The organism is Candidatus Symbiopectobacterium sp. 'North America' (assembly GCF_015762685.1).
Lineage (GTDB): Bacteria > Pseudomonadota > Gammaproteobacteria > Enterobacterales > Enterobacteriaceae > Symbiopectobacterium.
In genome coordinates this window covers 55,546-71,024 of sequence record NZ_PEHF01000048.1, presented here as the reverse complement: position 1 = coordinate 71,024, position 15,479 = coordinate 55,546, and the positions used below count along the sequence as shown (strand labels likewise).

13 protein-coding genes and 4 pseudogenes are annotated in these 15,479 nt (G+C 48.4%); 9 read left to right on the top strand and 8 right to left on the bottom strand.

Translation table 11 applies throughout. From position 1 onward, the window contains the following. A pseudogene (locus CS369_RS10505) lies at positions 1 to 1,239 on the bottom strand (D-amino acid dehydrogenase). Between the two features lie 281 nt (positions 1,240 to 1,520). Between CS369_RS10505 and CS369_RS10500 the strand changes: the two are divergent. Continuing rightward, positions 1,521 to 3,062 carry a SpoVR family protein gene (locus CS369_RS10500; RefSeq protein WP_196907039.1) on the top strand — a complete coding sequence of 514 codons (1,542 nt, stop codon included), beginning with the start codon at positions 1,521 to 1,523 and terminating at the stop codon, positions 3,060 to 3,062. A 52-nt stretch (positions 3,063 to 3,114) separates the two neighbouring features. Here the strand turns inward: CS369_RS10500 and fadR are convergent, their stop codons facing one another. Beyond that, on the bottom strand, positions 3,115 to 3,834 hold the full coding sequence (gene fadR / locus CS369_RS10495) for a fatty acid metabolism transcriptional regulator FadR (protein WP_196907038.1): 720 nt from the start codon (positions 3,832 to 3,834) through the stop codon (positions 3,115 to 3,117). A 231-nt stretch (positions 3,835 to 4,065) separates the two neighbouring features. Between fadR and nhaB the strand changes: the two are divergent. Both nhaB and dsbB read left to right on the top strand, forming a co-directional pair. Next, positions 4,066 to 5,603, top strand: a pseudogene (gene nhaB / locus CS369_RS10490) (sodium/proton antiporter NhaB). Between the two features lie 220 nt (positions 5,604 to 5,823). Then, positions 5,824 to 6,354 carry a disulfide bond formation protein DsbB gene (gene dsbB / locus CS369_RS10485; protein ID WP_196907037.1) on the top strand — a complete coding sequence of 177 codons (531 nt, stop codon included), beginning with the start codon at positions 5,824 to 5,826 and terminating at the stop codon, positions 6,352 to 6,354. Between the two features lie 72 nt (positions 6,355 to 6,426). Here the strand turns inward: dsbB and CS369_RS23500 are convergent, their stop codons facing one another. Further along, complete coding sequence (locus CS369_RS23500; RefSeq protein ID WP_244664936.1) at positions 6,427 to 6,696, bottom strand: hypothetical protein; 270 nt, start codon at positions 6,694 to 6,696, stop codon at positions 6,427 to 6,429. A gap of 361 nt (positions 6,697 to 7,057) precedes the next feature. Here CS369_RS23500 and CS369_RS25165 point away from each other — a divergent pair. The 3 genes and pseudogenes from CS369_RS25165 to CS369_RS10475 form a co-directional block, all read left to right on the top strand. Beyond that, positions 7,058 to 7,117 (top strand): annotated as a pseudogene (locus CS369_RS25165) (leucine-rich repeat domain-containing protein); the annotation flags it as partial. A gap of 30 nt (positions 7,118 to 7,147) precedes the next feature. Continuing rightward, positions 7,148 to 7,633, top strand: a complete 486-nt coding sequence (locus CS369_RS10480; RefSeq protein ID WP_244664931.1) for a hypothetical protein — start codon at positions 7,148 to 7,150, stop codon at positions 7,631 to 7,633. Between the two features lie 421 nt (positions 7,634 to 8,054). Next, positions 8,055 to 8,525, top strand: a complete 471-nt coding sequence (locus tag CS369_RS10475) for a hypothetical protein (protein WP_196907036.1) — start codon at positions 8,055 to 8,057, stop codon at positions 8,523 to 8,525. Positions 8,526 to 8,924: 399 nt separating this feature from the next. On the opposite strand, the gene CS369_RS10470 is transcribed toward CS369_RS10475, so the two are convergent. The 4 genes and pseudogenes from CS369_RS10470 to CS369_RS10455 form a co-directional block, all read right to left on the bottom strand. Next, positions 8,925 to 9,422: an RICIN domain-containing protein gene (locus CS369_RS10470; RefSeq protein WP_196907035.1), complete on the bottom strand. Its 498-nt coding sequence runs from the start codon at positions 9,420 to 9,422 to the stop codon at positions 8,925 to 8,927. A gap of 893 nt (positions 9,423 to 10,315) precedes the next feature. Then, complete coding sequence (locus tag CS369_RS10465; protein WP_196907034.1) at positions 10,316 to 10,762, bottom strand: YcgN family cysteine cluster protein; 447 nt, start codon at positions 10,760 to 10,762, stop codon at positions 10,316 to 10,318. Between the two features lie 340 nt (positions 10,763 to 11,102). Beyond that, positions 11,103 to 11,759: pseudogene (locus CS369_RS10460) on the bottom strand (fumarylacetoacetate hydrolase family protein). A gap of 278 nt (positions 11,760 to 12,037) precedes the next feature. Then, on the bottom strand, positions 12,038 to 12,307 hold the full coding sequence (locus CS369_RS10455; RefSeq protein ID WP_196907033.1) for a YcgL domain-containing protein: 270 nt from the start codon (positions 12,305 to 12,307) through the stop codon (positions 12,038 to 12,040). Positions 12,308 to 12,440: 133 nt separating this feature from the next. Between CS369_RS10455 and minC the strand changes: the two genes are divergently transcribed. The 3 genes from minC to minE are packed head-to-tail and all read left to right on the top strand — an operon-like array spanning position 12,441 to position 14,235. After that, positions 12,441 to 13,127, top strand: a complete 687-nt coding sequence (gene minC, locus CS369_RS10450; protein ID WP_196907032.1) for a septum site-determining protein MinC — start codon at positions 12,441 to 12,443, stop codon at positions 13,125 to 13,127. A gap of 22 nt (positions 13,128 to 13,149) precedes the next feature. After that, positions 13,150 to 13,962: a septum site-determining protein MinD gene (minD, locus tag CS369_RS10445; protein WP_196907031.1), complete on the top strand. Its 813-nt coding sequence runs from the start codon at positions 13,150 to 13,152 to the stop codon at positions 13,960 to 13,962. Between the two features lie 3 nt (positions 13,963 to 13,965). Next, positions 13,966 to 14,235, top strand: coding sequence for a cell division topological specificity factor MinE (minE, locus tag CS369_RS10440; protein WP_196907030.1), 270 nt, complete (start codon positions 13,966 to 13,968; stop codon positions 14,233 to 14,235). A 48-nt stretch (positions 14,236 to 14,283) separates the two neighbouring features. Here minE and rnd read toward each other — a convergent pair whose 3' ends face one another. Next, complete coding sequence (gene rnd / locus CS369_RS10435) at positions 14,284 to 15,411, bottom strand: ribonuclease D (protein ID WP_196907029.1); 1,128 nt, start codon at positions 15,409 to 15,411, stop codon at positions 14,284 to 14,286. Positions 15,412 to 15,479 lie beyond the last annotated feature (68 nt).

Genomic DNA, 15,479 nt, shown 5'->3' with positions numbered 1-15,479 from the left:
TTACGCGCTGGCGTAACGAAATATCGACAAATCGTCATGGCCAATGTCAGGCGTCTTACCAGAAATGATATCCGCCAGCAGTTGCCCTGAACCGCACGCTATCGTCCAACCTAAGGTACCGTGTCCTGTATTAAGATAAAGATTGGCGAGCGGTGAACGGCCTACCAGCGGCGTGCCATCAGGTGTCATCGGGCGCAACCCGGTCCAGAACGTCGCCTGCTCTACCGGCCCAGCATCAGGGTAAAGATCGCGAACCACCATTTCCAACGTTTCTCGGCGTTTAGGGTTGAGGGCTGTGTCAAAGTCAACGATTTCTGCCATGCCTCCAACACGAATACGACGGTCGAAGCGCGTCACGGCCACTTTAAACGTCTCATCAAGCATCGTTGAAACCGGTGCGGCAGCGTTAATGAATAGCCTTTCAGGGGATAGACCGGCAGGTGCATCCACTGACGTACCAACGCCGTCGAGTAGGAACAGCAGGCCACCACATAGGCACCAGCGGTTACTGTTTGCCCATTACAGCGCACCTCAGTGACGCGATCGCCAGCCACCTGCAACTGTTCGACGGATTCGCCAAAACGAAAAACCACACCCGCCGCCTGCGCCATTTCAGCCAGGCGCTGAGTAAACAGTTGGCAGTCGCCCGTTTCATCATGGGGTAAACGCAGCCCACCGCTGAGCTTATGCGCCACCGAAGCGAGCGCAGGCTCCACGGTCACCAGTTCCTGCGAGGTCAACAACTGGTACGGCACGCCAGCATCACGCAGAACGGCAATGTCGCGGCTGGCATTGTCATACTTCTGCTCGCTGCGAAACAGTTGCAGCGTCCCGCCCTGGCGTCATTCGTACTGAATCGACGTGTGCGAGCGCAGTGCCTGTAAACAGTCAAGGCTGTATTCTGCCAAGCGCACTATACGTGCCTTGTTGACCTGATAATGCGCGGAATCGCAGTTCATCAGCATCTGCCACATCCAACGCAACTGGTCACTGGAGCAATCGGGCCAGATAGCTAACGGCGCATGGCGCTGGAATAGCCACTTTATGGCTTTCAAGGGGATGCCGGGCGCGGCCCAAGGCACTGAATAACCGGGGGGAAATTTGCCCAGCGTTGCCCGCACTGGTTTCCAAGGCCGGTGCAGGCTGTCGGTCAACGACCGTGACGTCATGCCCTGCCTGACACAAATACCACGCCGTGCTGACGCCAATAACGCCACTGCCTAAAATTACAACCCGCATGTTGACTTATCTCCGTGATAACTCGCCATTTGCCGCGCAATATGCTGCCTGAATCGCCACTACCCAAAATAAAAAGCTAATGTAACACGTGATTTACCGTTGTCACGCTTGGCTAACATACTATTTATCTATTATTACGCAGATGAAGTGCCGTTTTATGCTGCTGTTTTCGCCGCAATCTTTTCTGCCAAACACTGGTTTTCACGGCACTTTTATCAGAGTGAGCTACGATTAATAGAGTCTGCACGAAAGCGTGTAGAAGGCACTGTGGGGGCGCGCTGATGGTGACAAAAACAAAGACTCGAGTACCGCAAGCTGAGACACGTTTGAATGATGGACCAGACTGGACGTTCGATTTGCTGCAAACCTACCTTGAGGAGATTGATCAGGTGACGAAGCACTATCGCCTCGAAACCTACCCACATCAAATCGAGGTCATCACCTCTGAGCAAATGATGGATGCCTATTCGAGCATCGGCATGCCCATCAATTATTTCCATTGGTCTTTTGGTAAGCGGTTTATCGAAACCGAACAGCGCTATAAGCACGGTCAGCAAGGGCTGGCCTATGAGATCGTTATCAACTCCGATCCCTGTATCGCCTATCTTATGGAAGAAAACACCATCACTATGCAAGCCTTGGTGATGGCCCAGGCCTGTTATGGTCACAACTCCTTTTTTAAAGGTAACTATTTGTTTCGAAGTTGGACCGATACAGGCTCCATCGTTGACTACCTGATTTTTGCCCGTCAATACATCGCCCAATGCGAAGAGCGTTATGGTGTAGAAGAGGTCGAGCAACTGCTTGACTCCTGCCATGCGCTGATGAATTACGGTGTCGATCGCTACAAACGCCCGCAAAAGATTTCGCTGGAAGAGGAAAAACTGCGTCAGAAAAGCCGTGAGTCCTATTTGCAAAGTCAGGTCAATGAACTGTGGCGCACCCTGCCACGTCGCGATCCCGAGGTTTCGCTCGAAGCGGCGCGTCGTTTCCCGCGCGAGCCGCAGGAAAATATTCTCTATTTTATGGAGAAGAATGCGCCGTTACTGGAACCCTGGCAGCACGAAGTACTGCGCATTGTGCGTAAGGTCAGTCAATATTTTTACCCACAAAAACAGACTCAGGTCATGAACGAGGGCTGGGCAACGTTTTGGCACTACACCATTCTCAATCATCTCTACGATGAAGGGAAAGTGACCGAGCGCTTTATGATGGAGTTCCTGCACAGCCACACCAATGTGGTCTATCAGACTCCGTACAACAGCCCTTATTACAATGGCATTAACCCTTATGCGCTCGGGTTCGCCATGTTTCAGGATATCAAGCGTATTTGCCAGATACCAACGGAAGAGGACCGCTACTGGTTCCCTGATATAGCAGGCAAGGACTGGCTGGAAACTCTGCATTTCGCCATGCAAAACTTCAAGGACGAAAGCTTTATCAGCCAGTTCTTGTCACCCAAGGTGATGCGCGATTTCCGGCTATTTACCGTGCTGGATGATGACCATAACAATTATCTGGAAATTGCCGCGATCCACGATGAGGAAGGCTACCGGATGATCCGTCAGGAGCTGTCCGAGCAGTATAACCTCAGCAATCAGGAGCCAAATATTCAGGTCTGGAATGTGGATCTGCGCGGTAACCGCTCGCTGACGCTGCGCTATGTTCCTCACCACCGCGCACCGCTCGACAAGAGCAGCCACGATGTGATGAAACATGTACACCGACTGTGGGGATTTGATGTTTATCTGAAGCAACAGAATGCAGATGGCAGCGTAGAGTTGGTTGAACGCTGTCCCCCGCGTAATCCAGGGGTCAACTGAAGCCCATGTCACGTGTCGCGCTCACACAGTGCGCGACACGTGGCGGCGTTAATTAGCGACGAACCTCAGCAATATCGCGCGGGATCTGGTTTTGCATGCTGTGCCAGATAGCACCGCTCTCTTTTCCGTAGCTACGCACCGCATCCATCACACGCTCGTGTTGCCCTTCTTTCGCGATTGTTTCCAGACAAGCATAAAAATCAATAGCCAGCTTACGCGCATCCGGGTTGGAGAAGTAGTAACGCCCAACCCGCATATACAGCCCTTTCAGCCCGTTAAGGATTAATCCATAAATCGGGTTGCCAGAAACAAACGCCAATCCGCGGAAAACAGCATAATCCAGTTGCGCAAAGGCATCGGCGTTATCTTCGACACTGGCACGCTGTATTAATACTTCCTGACTCTTATCAGGGTGTTGACGCAGGGCGGTACGAATAAAGATCGCAGCAATGTTGGTGCGCACGGCCAGCAGATTATCAATCAGTTGCGGCACGCTGTCATGATCGAGTCGTGCCAGCGTTTCCAGGATATTTAGCCCTGATGTTTCCCAAAAATTATTAATTTTCGTGGGTTTACCATGCTGAATCGTCAGCCAGCCATCACGAGCCAGGCGCTGTAACACCTCGCGTAACGTGGTACGGGTTACCCCGATCAGCTCCGATAATTCACGTTCCGCAGGTAAGATAGAACCGGGAGGAAAACGATTATTCCAAATGCTTTCGATAATATATTCTTCCGCGAATCCAGCAGGACTTTGCGCCTTGATAACCATATGTGTGATGTTCCATTGCGATATAAAAGCGGACTCATCATACCAGAGCAGTCCGCTATCACATAGCGTGGCAGGGAGACAAAAACAGAATTCCGACAGAAACTGTGACACTTCACAAGCTGATTTATTTAAAAGTCACCGCATTGGGCTTAGTATTGACCACATCGTTTACCGTCAGTGAACGGTAAATCAGATCTTACACCGTTAGACAATAAGGGAACCGCAAAGAAAATGACGAACATGTCGATAAGACGCGCACTGCAAAATAATTTTCTGGGGCAATGCCCGGGTTGGTATAAATTAACCCTGCTGGGTTTCCTCATCCTCAATCCTCTGGTGTTTTTTTGGGTAAGCCCTTTTTTAGCGGGCTGGTTACTGGTCGCCGAGTTTATTTTCGCTTTGGGCATTGCCCTGAAATGCTACCCGCTTCAACCTGGCGGGTTACTGGCTCTGCAAGCGGTGTTTATCGGCATGACAAGTCTAGAGCAGATCTGGCATGAGGTTTCTCGCAATATTCCCGTCATCACGCTGCTGATGTTTATGGTTGCGGGTATCTATTTATGAAGACGCTGCTACTGTTCGTGTTCACGCGACTGTTGCTGCGTATCCGATCCAAGACCTTGCTTTCACTCGCCTTCTTTCTGGCGGCTGCATTTCTGTCGGCTTTTCTGGATGCCTTGACCGTCATTGCTGTGGTGATTGGCGTCGCCACCGGGTTTTACGATATTTACCACCGGTACATTACCGAGTTGGATCAACAGGCCGGGTCCATCACCAATGAGCATGCACAAACGTTGGAACAATTTCGCGCCTTTCTACGCAGTCTGTTGATGCACGCGGGCGTGGGCACGGCCCTCGGCGGCGTGATGACCATGGTGGGTGAACCACAAAACCTGATTATTGCCAAAACTGCTGGCTGGGATTTTGCCAGCTTTTTCTTGCGTATGTCTGCGGTTACCGTCCCAGTCTTCCTGTGCGGTATTGCTACCTGCATTCTGGTAGAGCGTGTAAAAATTTGCGGATACGGTGCCACACTGCCGGACACTGTGCGTCAGGTACTGGAGGATTACGGACGTAAGACGAGTGCCGAACGAGCACCGCAAGAACGCGTTATGCTATGGATTCAGGGCGTTATTGGCATCTGGTTGATTGCAGCCTTGGCGTTTCATCTTGCGGAAGTGGGTTTAATCGGACTGAGCGTTATTATTCTGGTTACGTCGTTTTGCGGCATCACCGAAGAACACGCCATTGGCAAAGCTTTTCAGGATGCGATGCCTTTTACGGCACTGCTTACCGTGTTCTTCGCCATCGTCGCGGTGATTATTGACCAGCAACTGTTCACACCGCTGATTCAGTTTGTGCTTCAGGGTTCGGCGCAAAACCAGCTTACGCTGTTTTATCTGTTTAACGGCCTGCTCTCTTCTATTTCCGACAATGTGTTCGTCGGCTCTATTTATATCAACGAGGCGCATCAGGCCTTTGTACAAGGCCGCATCTCACAGAAGCAGTTTGAGCTGTTGGCGGTAGCGATCAATACAGGTACTAACCTGCCTTAAGTCGCAACGCCCAATGGACAGGCCGCCTTTCTCTTTTTGCTAACTTCGGCCCTGGCCCCGCTCATTCGGCTTTCTTATGGCAAAATGGTGGTTATGGCACTGCCCTATACGATAGTAATGACGCTGGTAGGCTGGCTATGCGTTGCATTCGCGTTAGTGCCTGCAACAGAACTGCTTACTGAATGGCAGTGGATAGCGCTACTAAAACTGTAAACACAGACGCATCGCTACGCACAACTATCGAGTATAGTGAACGGGTTACAACGCTTAGCCGTAGCGTGCTATCTGTCAAAGGATGGCAATCGCAGAAATGATATATAAATAGAGTATCAAATAAATAGATTGTTACGTTTTGCTCAGTGAAATGATGGCGGCATTGCCTGTACCGTCTTTGCCGCCAAATCGATCATTTTTTTAGCATGGAATATTCGTTATGTTGCGATTTCTTAACCGCTGCTCACGTGGGCGCGGTGCCTGGCTGTTAATGGCTTTGACGGCGTTTGCCTTTGAATTGGTCGCACTTTATTTTCAGCATGTCATGTTGCTCAAACCTTGTGTGCTCTGTATTTACCAGCGTAGCGCACTGTTCGGCGTGATGGGAGCCGGGTTGCTGGGTGCTATCGCCCCTGCAACGCTGCTGCGCTATCCAGCAATTTTCCTATGGATCTACAGCACTGTCGAAGGATTAAAGCTCGCCTGGGAGCACACCAATGTCATGCTGCATCCTTCACCGTTTGCTGTGTGTGATTTCTTTGTCAACTTCCCGTCATGGCTGCCGCTGGACAAATGGCTGCCCTCGGTCTTCGTCGCCTCTGGTGACTGTGCAGAGCGCCAATGGCAGTTCCTGTCACTGGTCATGCCGCAGTGGATGTTGGTCATTTTTGGTGCGTTTCTGGTGATGGGTGTACTGGTGCTGATTGCCCAGCAGTTCAAGCCTAAACGTCGCAATCTGTTTAGCCGCTAATCCTGTTGTTGCCAGATGGCCTGCGCCATCTGGCAACACAATAGCCTAAGATCGCGTCGGCCGTGTGCGACCTCAGTGGTGAAGCGAGAGGTCTAGCGGATACCTGACACCTTTATACGATGCGTCCAACGCCACAACGCGTACATGCCGATTGCAAATAAACCATATTTCATCGCGATCGTTTGCCAGTATGTAATAGGCATCTGAGGTTTCAGAAGGATTAAAGCACCCCAGCACACGGTACGCCGTCCCCACCGAAAATCCTCTTTGCAGCGGTAGCGGTCGAGGGCCATTGTCCAACTCATGAATTCGTAGATATAACCCTTGTTCTAACCAAAGCATCACGCCTCACTCACCGTTAATAACATAAACTGAAAATGTAGTTAACGCTCGCGCATACCAGCAAGTTTACTAGGATAAATTAACGCTACACTGGCTGCATTAGCGCGCACGGTCGCGTCGATTCAGGTTAGGCAGCAACATGTACACGTAATACCGTAATTCCTATTATTTGATATCATGCATCCCCCTTATAGGAGAACATAATAAAAATAATTCACTTAAAAGAGTAATTAATATGTTTACTATAAAAGATGACAACTATTCATGTTCAGCAGCGCTGATAAATGCAGCATCAGTGATGCCTACCACACATTCAAGCGTATCTACTCAAACTATAACACTACCTTAAAATCCTGAAGAATATCATACTGTTTGGTCAGCATGGGAGAAAAATGCCCCACATGGCGAAGAAGAAAAAAGAGATATCTCAGTTGTAAGAATGCAAGATTGTTTGGAAAGAAATGCTGTCTCCCTTAACTTAAGTAAACTCAATCTCAGTTCGCTACCAGATTTTATTTCCGAGCACATTGCGGAGTTACACTTAGACAAAAACAAAATTGATTGGTTACCTGAAAACTTACCAAAAAATCTTCACAAATTATACGCACATGACAATAAGTTGACCACGTTACCTAGAAATATTCCAGAGACGCTATCCGAGCTTTTCTTAGCTAATAATGTTATAAAAGAATTTCCACAGAATCTACCCCCCTATATATCAAAATTGGATATCAGTGATAACGGAATGGAAGGTCAAGTTAGTAACGTGCCCACGTCCCTAGTGTATTTAGATTTAAGTGAAAATGCATTAAAGGGTTTATCAACGCGCTTACCACACTCCATAAAATACATCTCATTAAATGATAACAAAATAGTTAAACTACCAAAAAAACTGCCGACATTTATTCAGTATATAAACCTAAAAAAAATTGGTTAGAGTCGCTGCAAAAAAATATTTTTGACATGTCGAAAGACACAGAGATTCATCTCAACCAAAATCCTTTATCTGTAAAAACCATACTGAAACTGAATAAAACCGTCAATAAAACTAACCATATCGGCCCTAAGTTTTTTTATTAAAAACACATAAAAATCAGCAATCTTTTACTTTCTTCGAATAACACCTTTAACTACCTTAGATAGTAGAGTGAATCATGATACCAGCCAGTAGCAGTAATCCCCAGCATTCGGTTTTACAATCAGACCCCACGCAGTCTATTGATCCCATTTATTCAGGTCACACATCTCAAATTACATCAATTCCGCCTAGCAAAAACCAGTACCATACCATCTGGTCAGCATAGGAGAAAGGCGCAGCGCAAGGAGAAGGGGAACAAAGGGACATTGCGGTGGTAAGAATGCAAGATTGTTTGGAAATAAATGCTAACGCCCTTGACTTGAGCAACCTTAACCTCAGCTCAATGCCCGATATTCTCCCTGAACACATTACAGTACTTACCTTAAATAATAATAAAATTGCCTGGTTACCTAAACACTTACCAACAAACCTTCGGCAACTGCATGCTTGTAATAATGAAATCTATCGTCTACCCACTCATTTTCCTGAAGACCTGTCTGACTTGATTTTGTCTGGTAACAGCTTAAAAGCGTTTCCGGAAAACTTACCGTTGTCGATTACACGGCTAGACGTTAGTTACAATCAGATAGAAGTTGAGGTTAGAATCCTTCCTGCCAACCTTCACCACATAGATCTAAGCAACAATAAAATTGATATAATACCAGATGAATTACCAAAACTTTCTCAGAATCTAAATTTAAACAATAACAAACTGAAATCAAGATCCTGCGAATTCCCTGACTCCATTTAATACCTTAACCTCGGACACAATTAATTAATCACTTTACCTGACTATTTACCAAAAAGTATTAAATATTTGGATTTGAGCAATAACAACTTACAAACATTACTGGCATGCATTACATGGTTACCGAGAAACACGGTAATCCATATTGAAAAAAATCCGCTCAACGAACAAACGATACAGAGATTACAACGTGTTCTACACAACCCCAACTGCTATATATTTATTTGATTTTTTTATGTATGAGCACGCACAGGCTTTAATAACATTTTTCCTTTAATAACCGCTCTACACTATTTTTCATCTGACTGCCACGCCTTTGGCGACGTTCCGGCAGTGGTTAGATTTACAGGAAAAGAAAAAGCCCACCGAAGTGAGCCTAAATGTAAACTTGACCTCAGTTGCTTACTTTGGCAGAGCCCATGTCTGCGCAAAAGAACCCGTGCAGCTTTGCAATTTAAGTTGTTTATCAAGTCCCACTGACGTCAGGCATCTTTTTGTCTCAATATTTTTAACGTGGGTAGGTCCCGCGGTCAGCGCATCCCAATGCTGAGCGGGATCCTTAAGATCGCATCGCTTAACCACAGGGCCAATCCCGTTATCAGCCAGGCACCAATCCTGACTGAGTTCAATGATATTGAAGGTCGTAGTAATGGGTGCAGTTTTTGATGCCTCGGGGCACGGTAACAGGGTGGGAACATCATTTTCCCCCTGAACTACACAATTACGGCCTCTGGCGATACTCACAAAACCGTTAACCGTCGTGGCGTTCAGCGTAATGACAGACGCCTGAGCAAGATCCTGCTCACTGACTGTGTTCTTGCCCGCTCCCATCAATGATGTTGAACTGGCCATTAGAGCAAGAACAACGGCTAACCGGCTGCATACCTTTGCGTTTTTCATACTATTCCTCGTGTCGATTCAATAGTCTTGATACCACAGCGCCATCCTGACGCTGGCCTAGCTCGCCAGGTCTTAGATTGAGAAAGATACTTCATTCACCACAACGACAAGTCACTGAACCACGAATTACTGCCCGTAATTAGAATCATGCGCCATAGGATTCAGGCAGGGGAAATGTAGCCCGAAGACAGAAACGCTAAAACCGGCACTGCTGTCGGGTTTTCGTATCGGACCATACGATTCAAAAATGAAATTTACCAACGAAAATACGATGAGCCCTCATATCCCGTATCCCAATCAGGTCGTTCTCCTGACATGATGGCCGCCCATTGCGATTTAGTTAGCTTTTCGTATTGACCAGGCATTACCCCGGAAGATCGATTGATACGGGATTTATTCGGATCAAAATTTTCGACAGCGCATCCAGAAACCATCATCGTTATTATCAAGAAAAAAATATGGTTCCTTATGACATAGTTCTTATTTCTCACGGCGGTAGTCGGATCATTATATGAACTGACATAATAAGCAAACCCACCTCTCAACTCCTGCAACGTCTGCCTATAACGGAGTGTGGCAAAGAAGCCACTACGTTCACACAAGCGGTGATTCAGACATTGAAAAGCCAGAGGGCTTATACGGGATGGGTAAACAGCGTCAGAATGATGTCCACCTGCGTGAGTTTGTCAGAATACGCACCGATCGTTTTATGTCGCGGCTGACGGCGAGGAATGGTAAAGTAAGCGATGGGTAAGCCCCAGGCTCTCTCAGTGAAGCAGGGAACGAGATTTCAAAACGTGCCGGAATCCTTCACCGCAGCGCAAATGATATGCAGCGTTTACAGGAATTGGAGATTGTTAATAACAACAATCAAAAACGCAGCACAACAATACTTACCGCGCCCACTCCGGTTTATTCAGGATATGATCCTGCCAATCGACAACCTCAGTTTCACACACCGCAATGTGACGCACGGAGATGCGTTCACTGTGCATCAGCGCTTTGTTACCTGATCGCAGCGGATGCCAGTCGGGTAGGCCCTTGCCTTCGTCAATCAATCGATAAGCGCAGGTAGCGGGCAACCAGTCGAATGAGAGCAGGTTTTCCCGCGTTAGTTTGATGCAATCCGGCTTATACTCAAATCGCCTCTCATAGTTGCGGCATTGGCAGGTTTTGATGTTTAACTGATTACAGGCGACGTTGGTGAAGTAGAGTTCTTCCGTGTCTTCATCAATGAGTTTATGCAAACAGCACTGACCGCAGCCATCACACAGAGACTCCCACTCTTGATCGGACATTTCAGACAAGGTTTTTTGCTGCCAAAAATCACGTTCGCTCATGCACAGTATCTCATCAATCTTTATGTTATCTGGCAACGCACAAATGCCCCGCCAACCACACCTGCAACGTGCAGGAGGGGTATACCCTAAATAATTCGAGTTGCAGGACAAAACGTTTACGTTTTGAACAGCGCTTGCGCTGGCCCTTTAGGGCGAGGCTCATTTATGAGTCTCGTAACGCAGCAAGTGAGGAAACCCGATGAGCTTACTCAAGTAAGTGATTCGGGTGAGTGAGCGTAGCCAACGCATTTGCAACTTAAAGTATGACGGGTATATAACGGATTTAGAGAGGTGAAGCAAGCTCTTTACCCGTTCCCAACGGGAACGGGTCAGAGAAAGATCAGATAATCCGCGTGGAGAGACTGCGATCGTTGATGGTGATGGTCAGCATATCGCCGGATACAATCGGGCCAACGCCTGCTGGGGTTCCGGTCAGGATCACATCACCCCCGCGCAGCGTGAAAAAGCGGCTCATATAAGCAATCAATGGCATAATGGGCGTGATCATATCGCGCGTGTTGCCCTGTTGGCGGATTTAATCATTCACTTTCACGCCTAAATCCGTCTGCTGCGGATCGCCAAACTCGACGACGGGAATAAACCCCGAAATCGGGCAAGCGCCATCAAACCCTTTGGCCTTTTCCCATGGGCGACCGGCCTTTTTGCATTCGGACTGAATGTCACGCAGCGTCAAATCCAGCACGACACCGTAACCGGCAATCGCGCGCGCCACGCGCTCTTCATTCGCCTGCTTAAGCGGCGTGCCAATCAGCACCGCCAATTCAACTTCGTGATGCACCGAGCCCAGGTTTTTCGGAATAGCCACCGGTTGGCGCAGATCGCATAGTGCGGTCTCAGGTTTGATAAATAGCACGGGTTCAGGGGCGACCGAGTTTCCCATTTCTTTGATGTGGTCTGCGTAGTTACTGCCGACACAAACCACTTTATTTACCGGGAAATCGAGCAGTGCGCCCTGCCAGTCTCTGTGTTGGTTCATGGATATCTCCTGCCCTGTCAGTTGAAAATCACGCTCAGATACCCAGTACATCAGGTAAACAGGTAGGTATCCATTTACGCCAGGGCGTTTATTTATACGTCTCTGCGCCGATAAAACAAGCCTATAGGCGGTAATGCGGAAAAATATAAGTAAAGAATTCAACGCCAGATCATACTTTTTAAGCGCCGTTAGGCACGAGCACGACGCCTGAGCGACGCAATTAGGTGCGACAACCGGTTAAGAAAAAACCGAATTTTCATCCCAAACACGGCGCCACATTATTTGCTGACGTTGTGATGAACAGATAACAAATTCTCAGGAGGCGGCGGTATTTGCAGATAAAAACCTTCGTCCTTAAGCGCCTGCTTTACTTTTTCAATGTCGGCTGACGCTAATTTTTTGCTGCCATCAAGCGGTAATTGCATCACCAACTGCGGAGTGCCAAAACTTTTCATCAGCGCTTCCGGCACGCGGGAAAAATCGTCTTTTTTATCAACATAGAGGTAGGTTTGATCGCGTTTGGCGCTTCGATAGATCACACAAAACATTTTTTTACTCGATTAGATGGGAATGTCATCTTGCCTATATATAATTGTGACTATAACATGCTTACAGCACTCTGGAATATCATGTTACCATGCAAATCTAGGGATTTAACAGGCTGAAACAGAGTCAGGATAGATGTCACAAACGCCAATTGAGTTAAAAGGCAGCAATTTTACCTTATCGGTTGTTCATTTGTATGAGTCGCAACCCGAGGTAATTATTAAAGCATTACAGGAAAAGATCGAGCAGGCTCCCGCATTTTTAAAAAATGCACCTGTGGTTATTAATGTTGCCGCCCTGACGGACGAAATAGACTGGTTATCTATCCAGCACGCTATTATTTCTACAGGATTACACGTGGTGGGTGTGAGCGGATGTAAGGACGAGGTACTTAAAAAAGCCATTATCAAGGCGAGATTGCCGCTGTTAAATGAAGGCAAGTCGCCGCTTCGGGCACCTGAACCTATTCCCGTTTCACCTGCAATAGCCAAAACCAAAGTGATTACCGCGCCGGTTCGTTCCGGCCAGCAGATTTATGCCAGAGAGGGCGACTTAATCGTACTGAGCAGCGTCAGCGCAGGTGCAGAAGTGATCGCCGATGGCAATATCCATATTTACGGCATGATGCGGGGACGAGCGCTGGCGGGCGTCTCGGGTGATGTGCAGAGCCAAATCTTCTGTACGCATCTTGCAGCCGAACTGGTATCCATCGCCGGGCTCTACTGGCTCAGTGACAAGATCCCAGCGGCCCATTTCGGGAAGGCCGTGCGTCTGAAGCTCGACCAACTCGCAAACGATTTAACCATACAACCTCTAGACTAAGCCCTTTAACAAGGAACTATTTATGGCACGCATTATTGTTGTTACATCGGGTAAAGGGGGCGTTGGTAAGACTACTTCAAGCGCGGCCATTGCTACCGGTTTAGCCCAGAAAGGTAAAAAGACGGTTGTTATCGACTTCGATATTGGGCTGCGTAACCTCGATCTCATCATGGGATGCGAGCGCCGCGTGGTCTACGATTTCGTCAATGTGATTCAAGGAGATGCCACGCTGAATCAGGCATTAATCAAAGATAAGCGCACGGAAAATCTCTATATCCTGCCCGCGTCACAAACCCGCGACAAAGATGCGCTGACGTGCGAAAGCGTGGAAAAAGTGTTGGATACGCTGGCAGAAATGGAGTTTGATTTTATCATCTGTGACTCCCCGGCCGGGATTGAAACGGGTGCATTGATGGCGCTCTATTTTGCCGACGAAGCCATTATTACCACCAACCCGGAAGTGTCATCGGTGCGCGACTCTGACCGCATTCTTGGTATCCTCGCTTCCAAATCACGCCGGGCCGAACGTGGTCAGGATGCGATTAAAGAGCACCTGCTGCTCACCCGTTACAATCCAGGCCGCGTTAGCCGCGGTGATATGTTAAGCATGGAAGATGTACTGGAGATCCTTCGTATTTCGCTGGTTGGAGTTATCCCCGAAGATCAGTCCGTACTGCGTGCATCAAACCAGGGGGAACCGGTGATCCTTGATATCGCTTCCGACGCAGGAAAAGCCTACGCTGACACCGTCGATCGCTTGCTGGGTGAAGATCGTCCCTATCGTTTCATTGAGGAAGAGAAAAAGAGTTTTCTTAAACGCCTTTTTGGGGGATAAATTATGGCCTTACTCGACTTCTTTCTGTCCCGCAAAAAAAACACCGCGAATATTGCCAAGGATCGGCTGCAAATTATCGTTTCGGAACGCCGCCGTGGCGACAGTGAGCCACATTATTTGCCACAGTTAAAGCGGGATATTTTGGCGGTGATCTGTAAATACGTACAGATTGACCCGGAAATGGTGACGGTTCAGTTGGAGCAAAAAGGGGATGATATCTCCGTGCTTGAACTTAACGTCACCCTGCCAGAACCGGAAGAACCCGCTAAATGAGTCCAAGGAATTAAATAACCCCCGCACCATGTGGGGGTTATTCTGCTATTACCCTTCGCGAGTCAACAAATCGCGTAGCGGCGCAGCGAACAGTTCGGCTCTCCAGCCGTTCAACATTTCAGGTACCGAGCCCTCCTGAGCAAACAGCTTCCAATGCCAATTCAACAAGCGGTTGATCTGACGACGTGATGCCAGTAACTCAGCAGAAAGTCCGCTACGTTCACTCACCTGCGTCACCAGAGTTTTGATGTCTTTAAACACGCGCTTATAGCCCGGGTAATCGATCAGGTTCACGATCGGCGCGGGGTACTGGGATTCCGGCAGCGCATTGGCTTGGGCGACAATATCGAGCAGTGTTTTACCATGATAACGGATTTCCGGGCCGCTCAGCCCAAGTGCACTCAACTCGCCCAACGAGGACGGCATGCAGCGCGCCACCTGAAGCAAATTTTCTTCCCGTACCACAAAGTTGACTGAGCTGTCGCGCTGGCGCGCCAGATTCAGCCGCCACTGAGCAAGCAGTTGCAGGCAAGCCAGTTGCTTACCACGCAGTTGCCAGGCGTTACCAAATTCACGATAGGCAAGTTCCGGCGCGAGGATATCCTGTTTACACTGACACAGTAACCGGCATTCATACAACGCCGCGTCCAGCCATCCGGCTTCACGCGTTTCGGCTACAATCTTCTCAACCATCGGCAACAGATAGAAGACATCTGCGGCGGCATAGTCACACTGTTTCTCAGTCAACGGACGAACCAGCCAGTCGGTACGCGATTCAGTCTTATCCAACATCACACCTTGATAATCTGCCACTAATGCAGCAAATCCATACGACAAGGGCTTACCGAGAAAGGCAGCCAAAATCTGTGTATCGATAAACGGATGCGGCAACACGCCAAACGCATTAAGAAACACCTCAAGATCTTCACTGCTGGCGTGCAGGAACTTGGTCACCTGCGCATCCTGCAACAGCGCCACAAACGGCTGCCACGCACTGATAGTGAGGGGATCGATCAGAGAGAGGGTTTCACCGTCAAAAAGCTGGATAAGACCCAACTGCGGATAATAGGTGCGAGTGCGGACAAATTCGGTATCCAGCGCGACCTGCGTGTGCTGACGCGCCTGCTGACAAACCTGTTCCAGGCCATTGTTGTCGCTGATTAACTGATAATTCAAAACGTGTTCTCTTGTTTTTAACTGTCGGCTACTGCAAAAACAACGCCGGTATAACCGGCGTTGTTAAC

Coding starts and splice junctions, on each gene's coding strand:
- CS369_RS10500 (WP_196907039.1), top strand. CDS start 1,521: ATGGTGACAAAAACAAAGACTCGAGTACCGCAAGCTGAGACACGTTTG.
- fadR (WP_196907038.1), bottom strand. CDS start 3,834: ATGGTTATCAAGGCGCAAAGTCCTGCTGGATTCGCGGAAGAATATATT.
- dsbB (WP_196907037.1), top strand. CDS start 5,824: ATGTTGCGATTTCTTAACCGCTGCTCACGTGGGCGCGGTGCCTGGCTG.
- CS369_RS23500 (WP_244664936.1), bottom strand. CDS start 6,696: ATGCTTTGGTTAGAACAAGGGTTATATCTACGAATTCATGAGTTGGAC.
- CS369_RS10475 (WP_196907036.1), top strand. CDS start 8,055: ATGCAAGATTGTTTGGAAATAAATGCTAACGCCCTTGACTTGAGCAAC.
- CS369_RS10470 (WP_196907035.1), bottom strand. CDS start 9,422: ATGAAAAACGCAAAGGTATGCAGCCGGTTAGCCGTTGTTCTTGCTCTA.
- CS369_RS10465 (WP_196907034.1), bottom strand. CDS start 10,762: ATGAGCGAACGTGATTTTTGGCAGCAAAAAACCTTGTCTGAAATGTCC.
- CS369_RS10455 (WP_196907033.1), bottom strand. CDS start 12,307: ATGTTTTGTGTGATCTATCGAAGCGCCAAACGCGATCAAACCTACCTC.
- minC (WP_196907032.1), top strand. CDS start 12,441: ATGTCACAAACGCCAATTGAGTTAAAAGGCAGCAATTTTACCTTATCG.
- minD (WP_196907031.1), top strand. CDS start 13,150: ATGGCACGCATTATTGTTGTTACATCGGGTAAAGGGGGCGTTGGTAAG.
- minE (WP_196907030.1), top strand. CDS start 13,966: ATGGCCTTACTCGACTTCTTTCTGTCCCGCAAAAAAAACACCGCGAAT.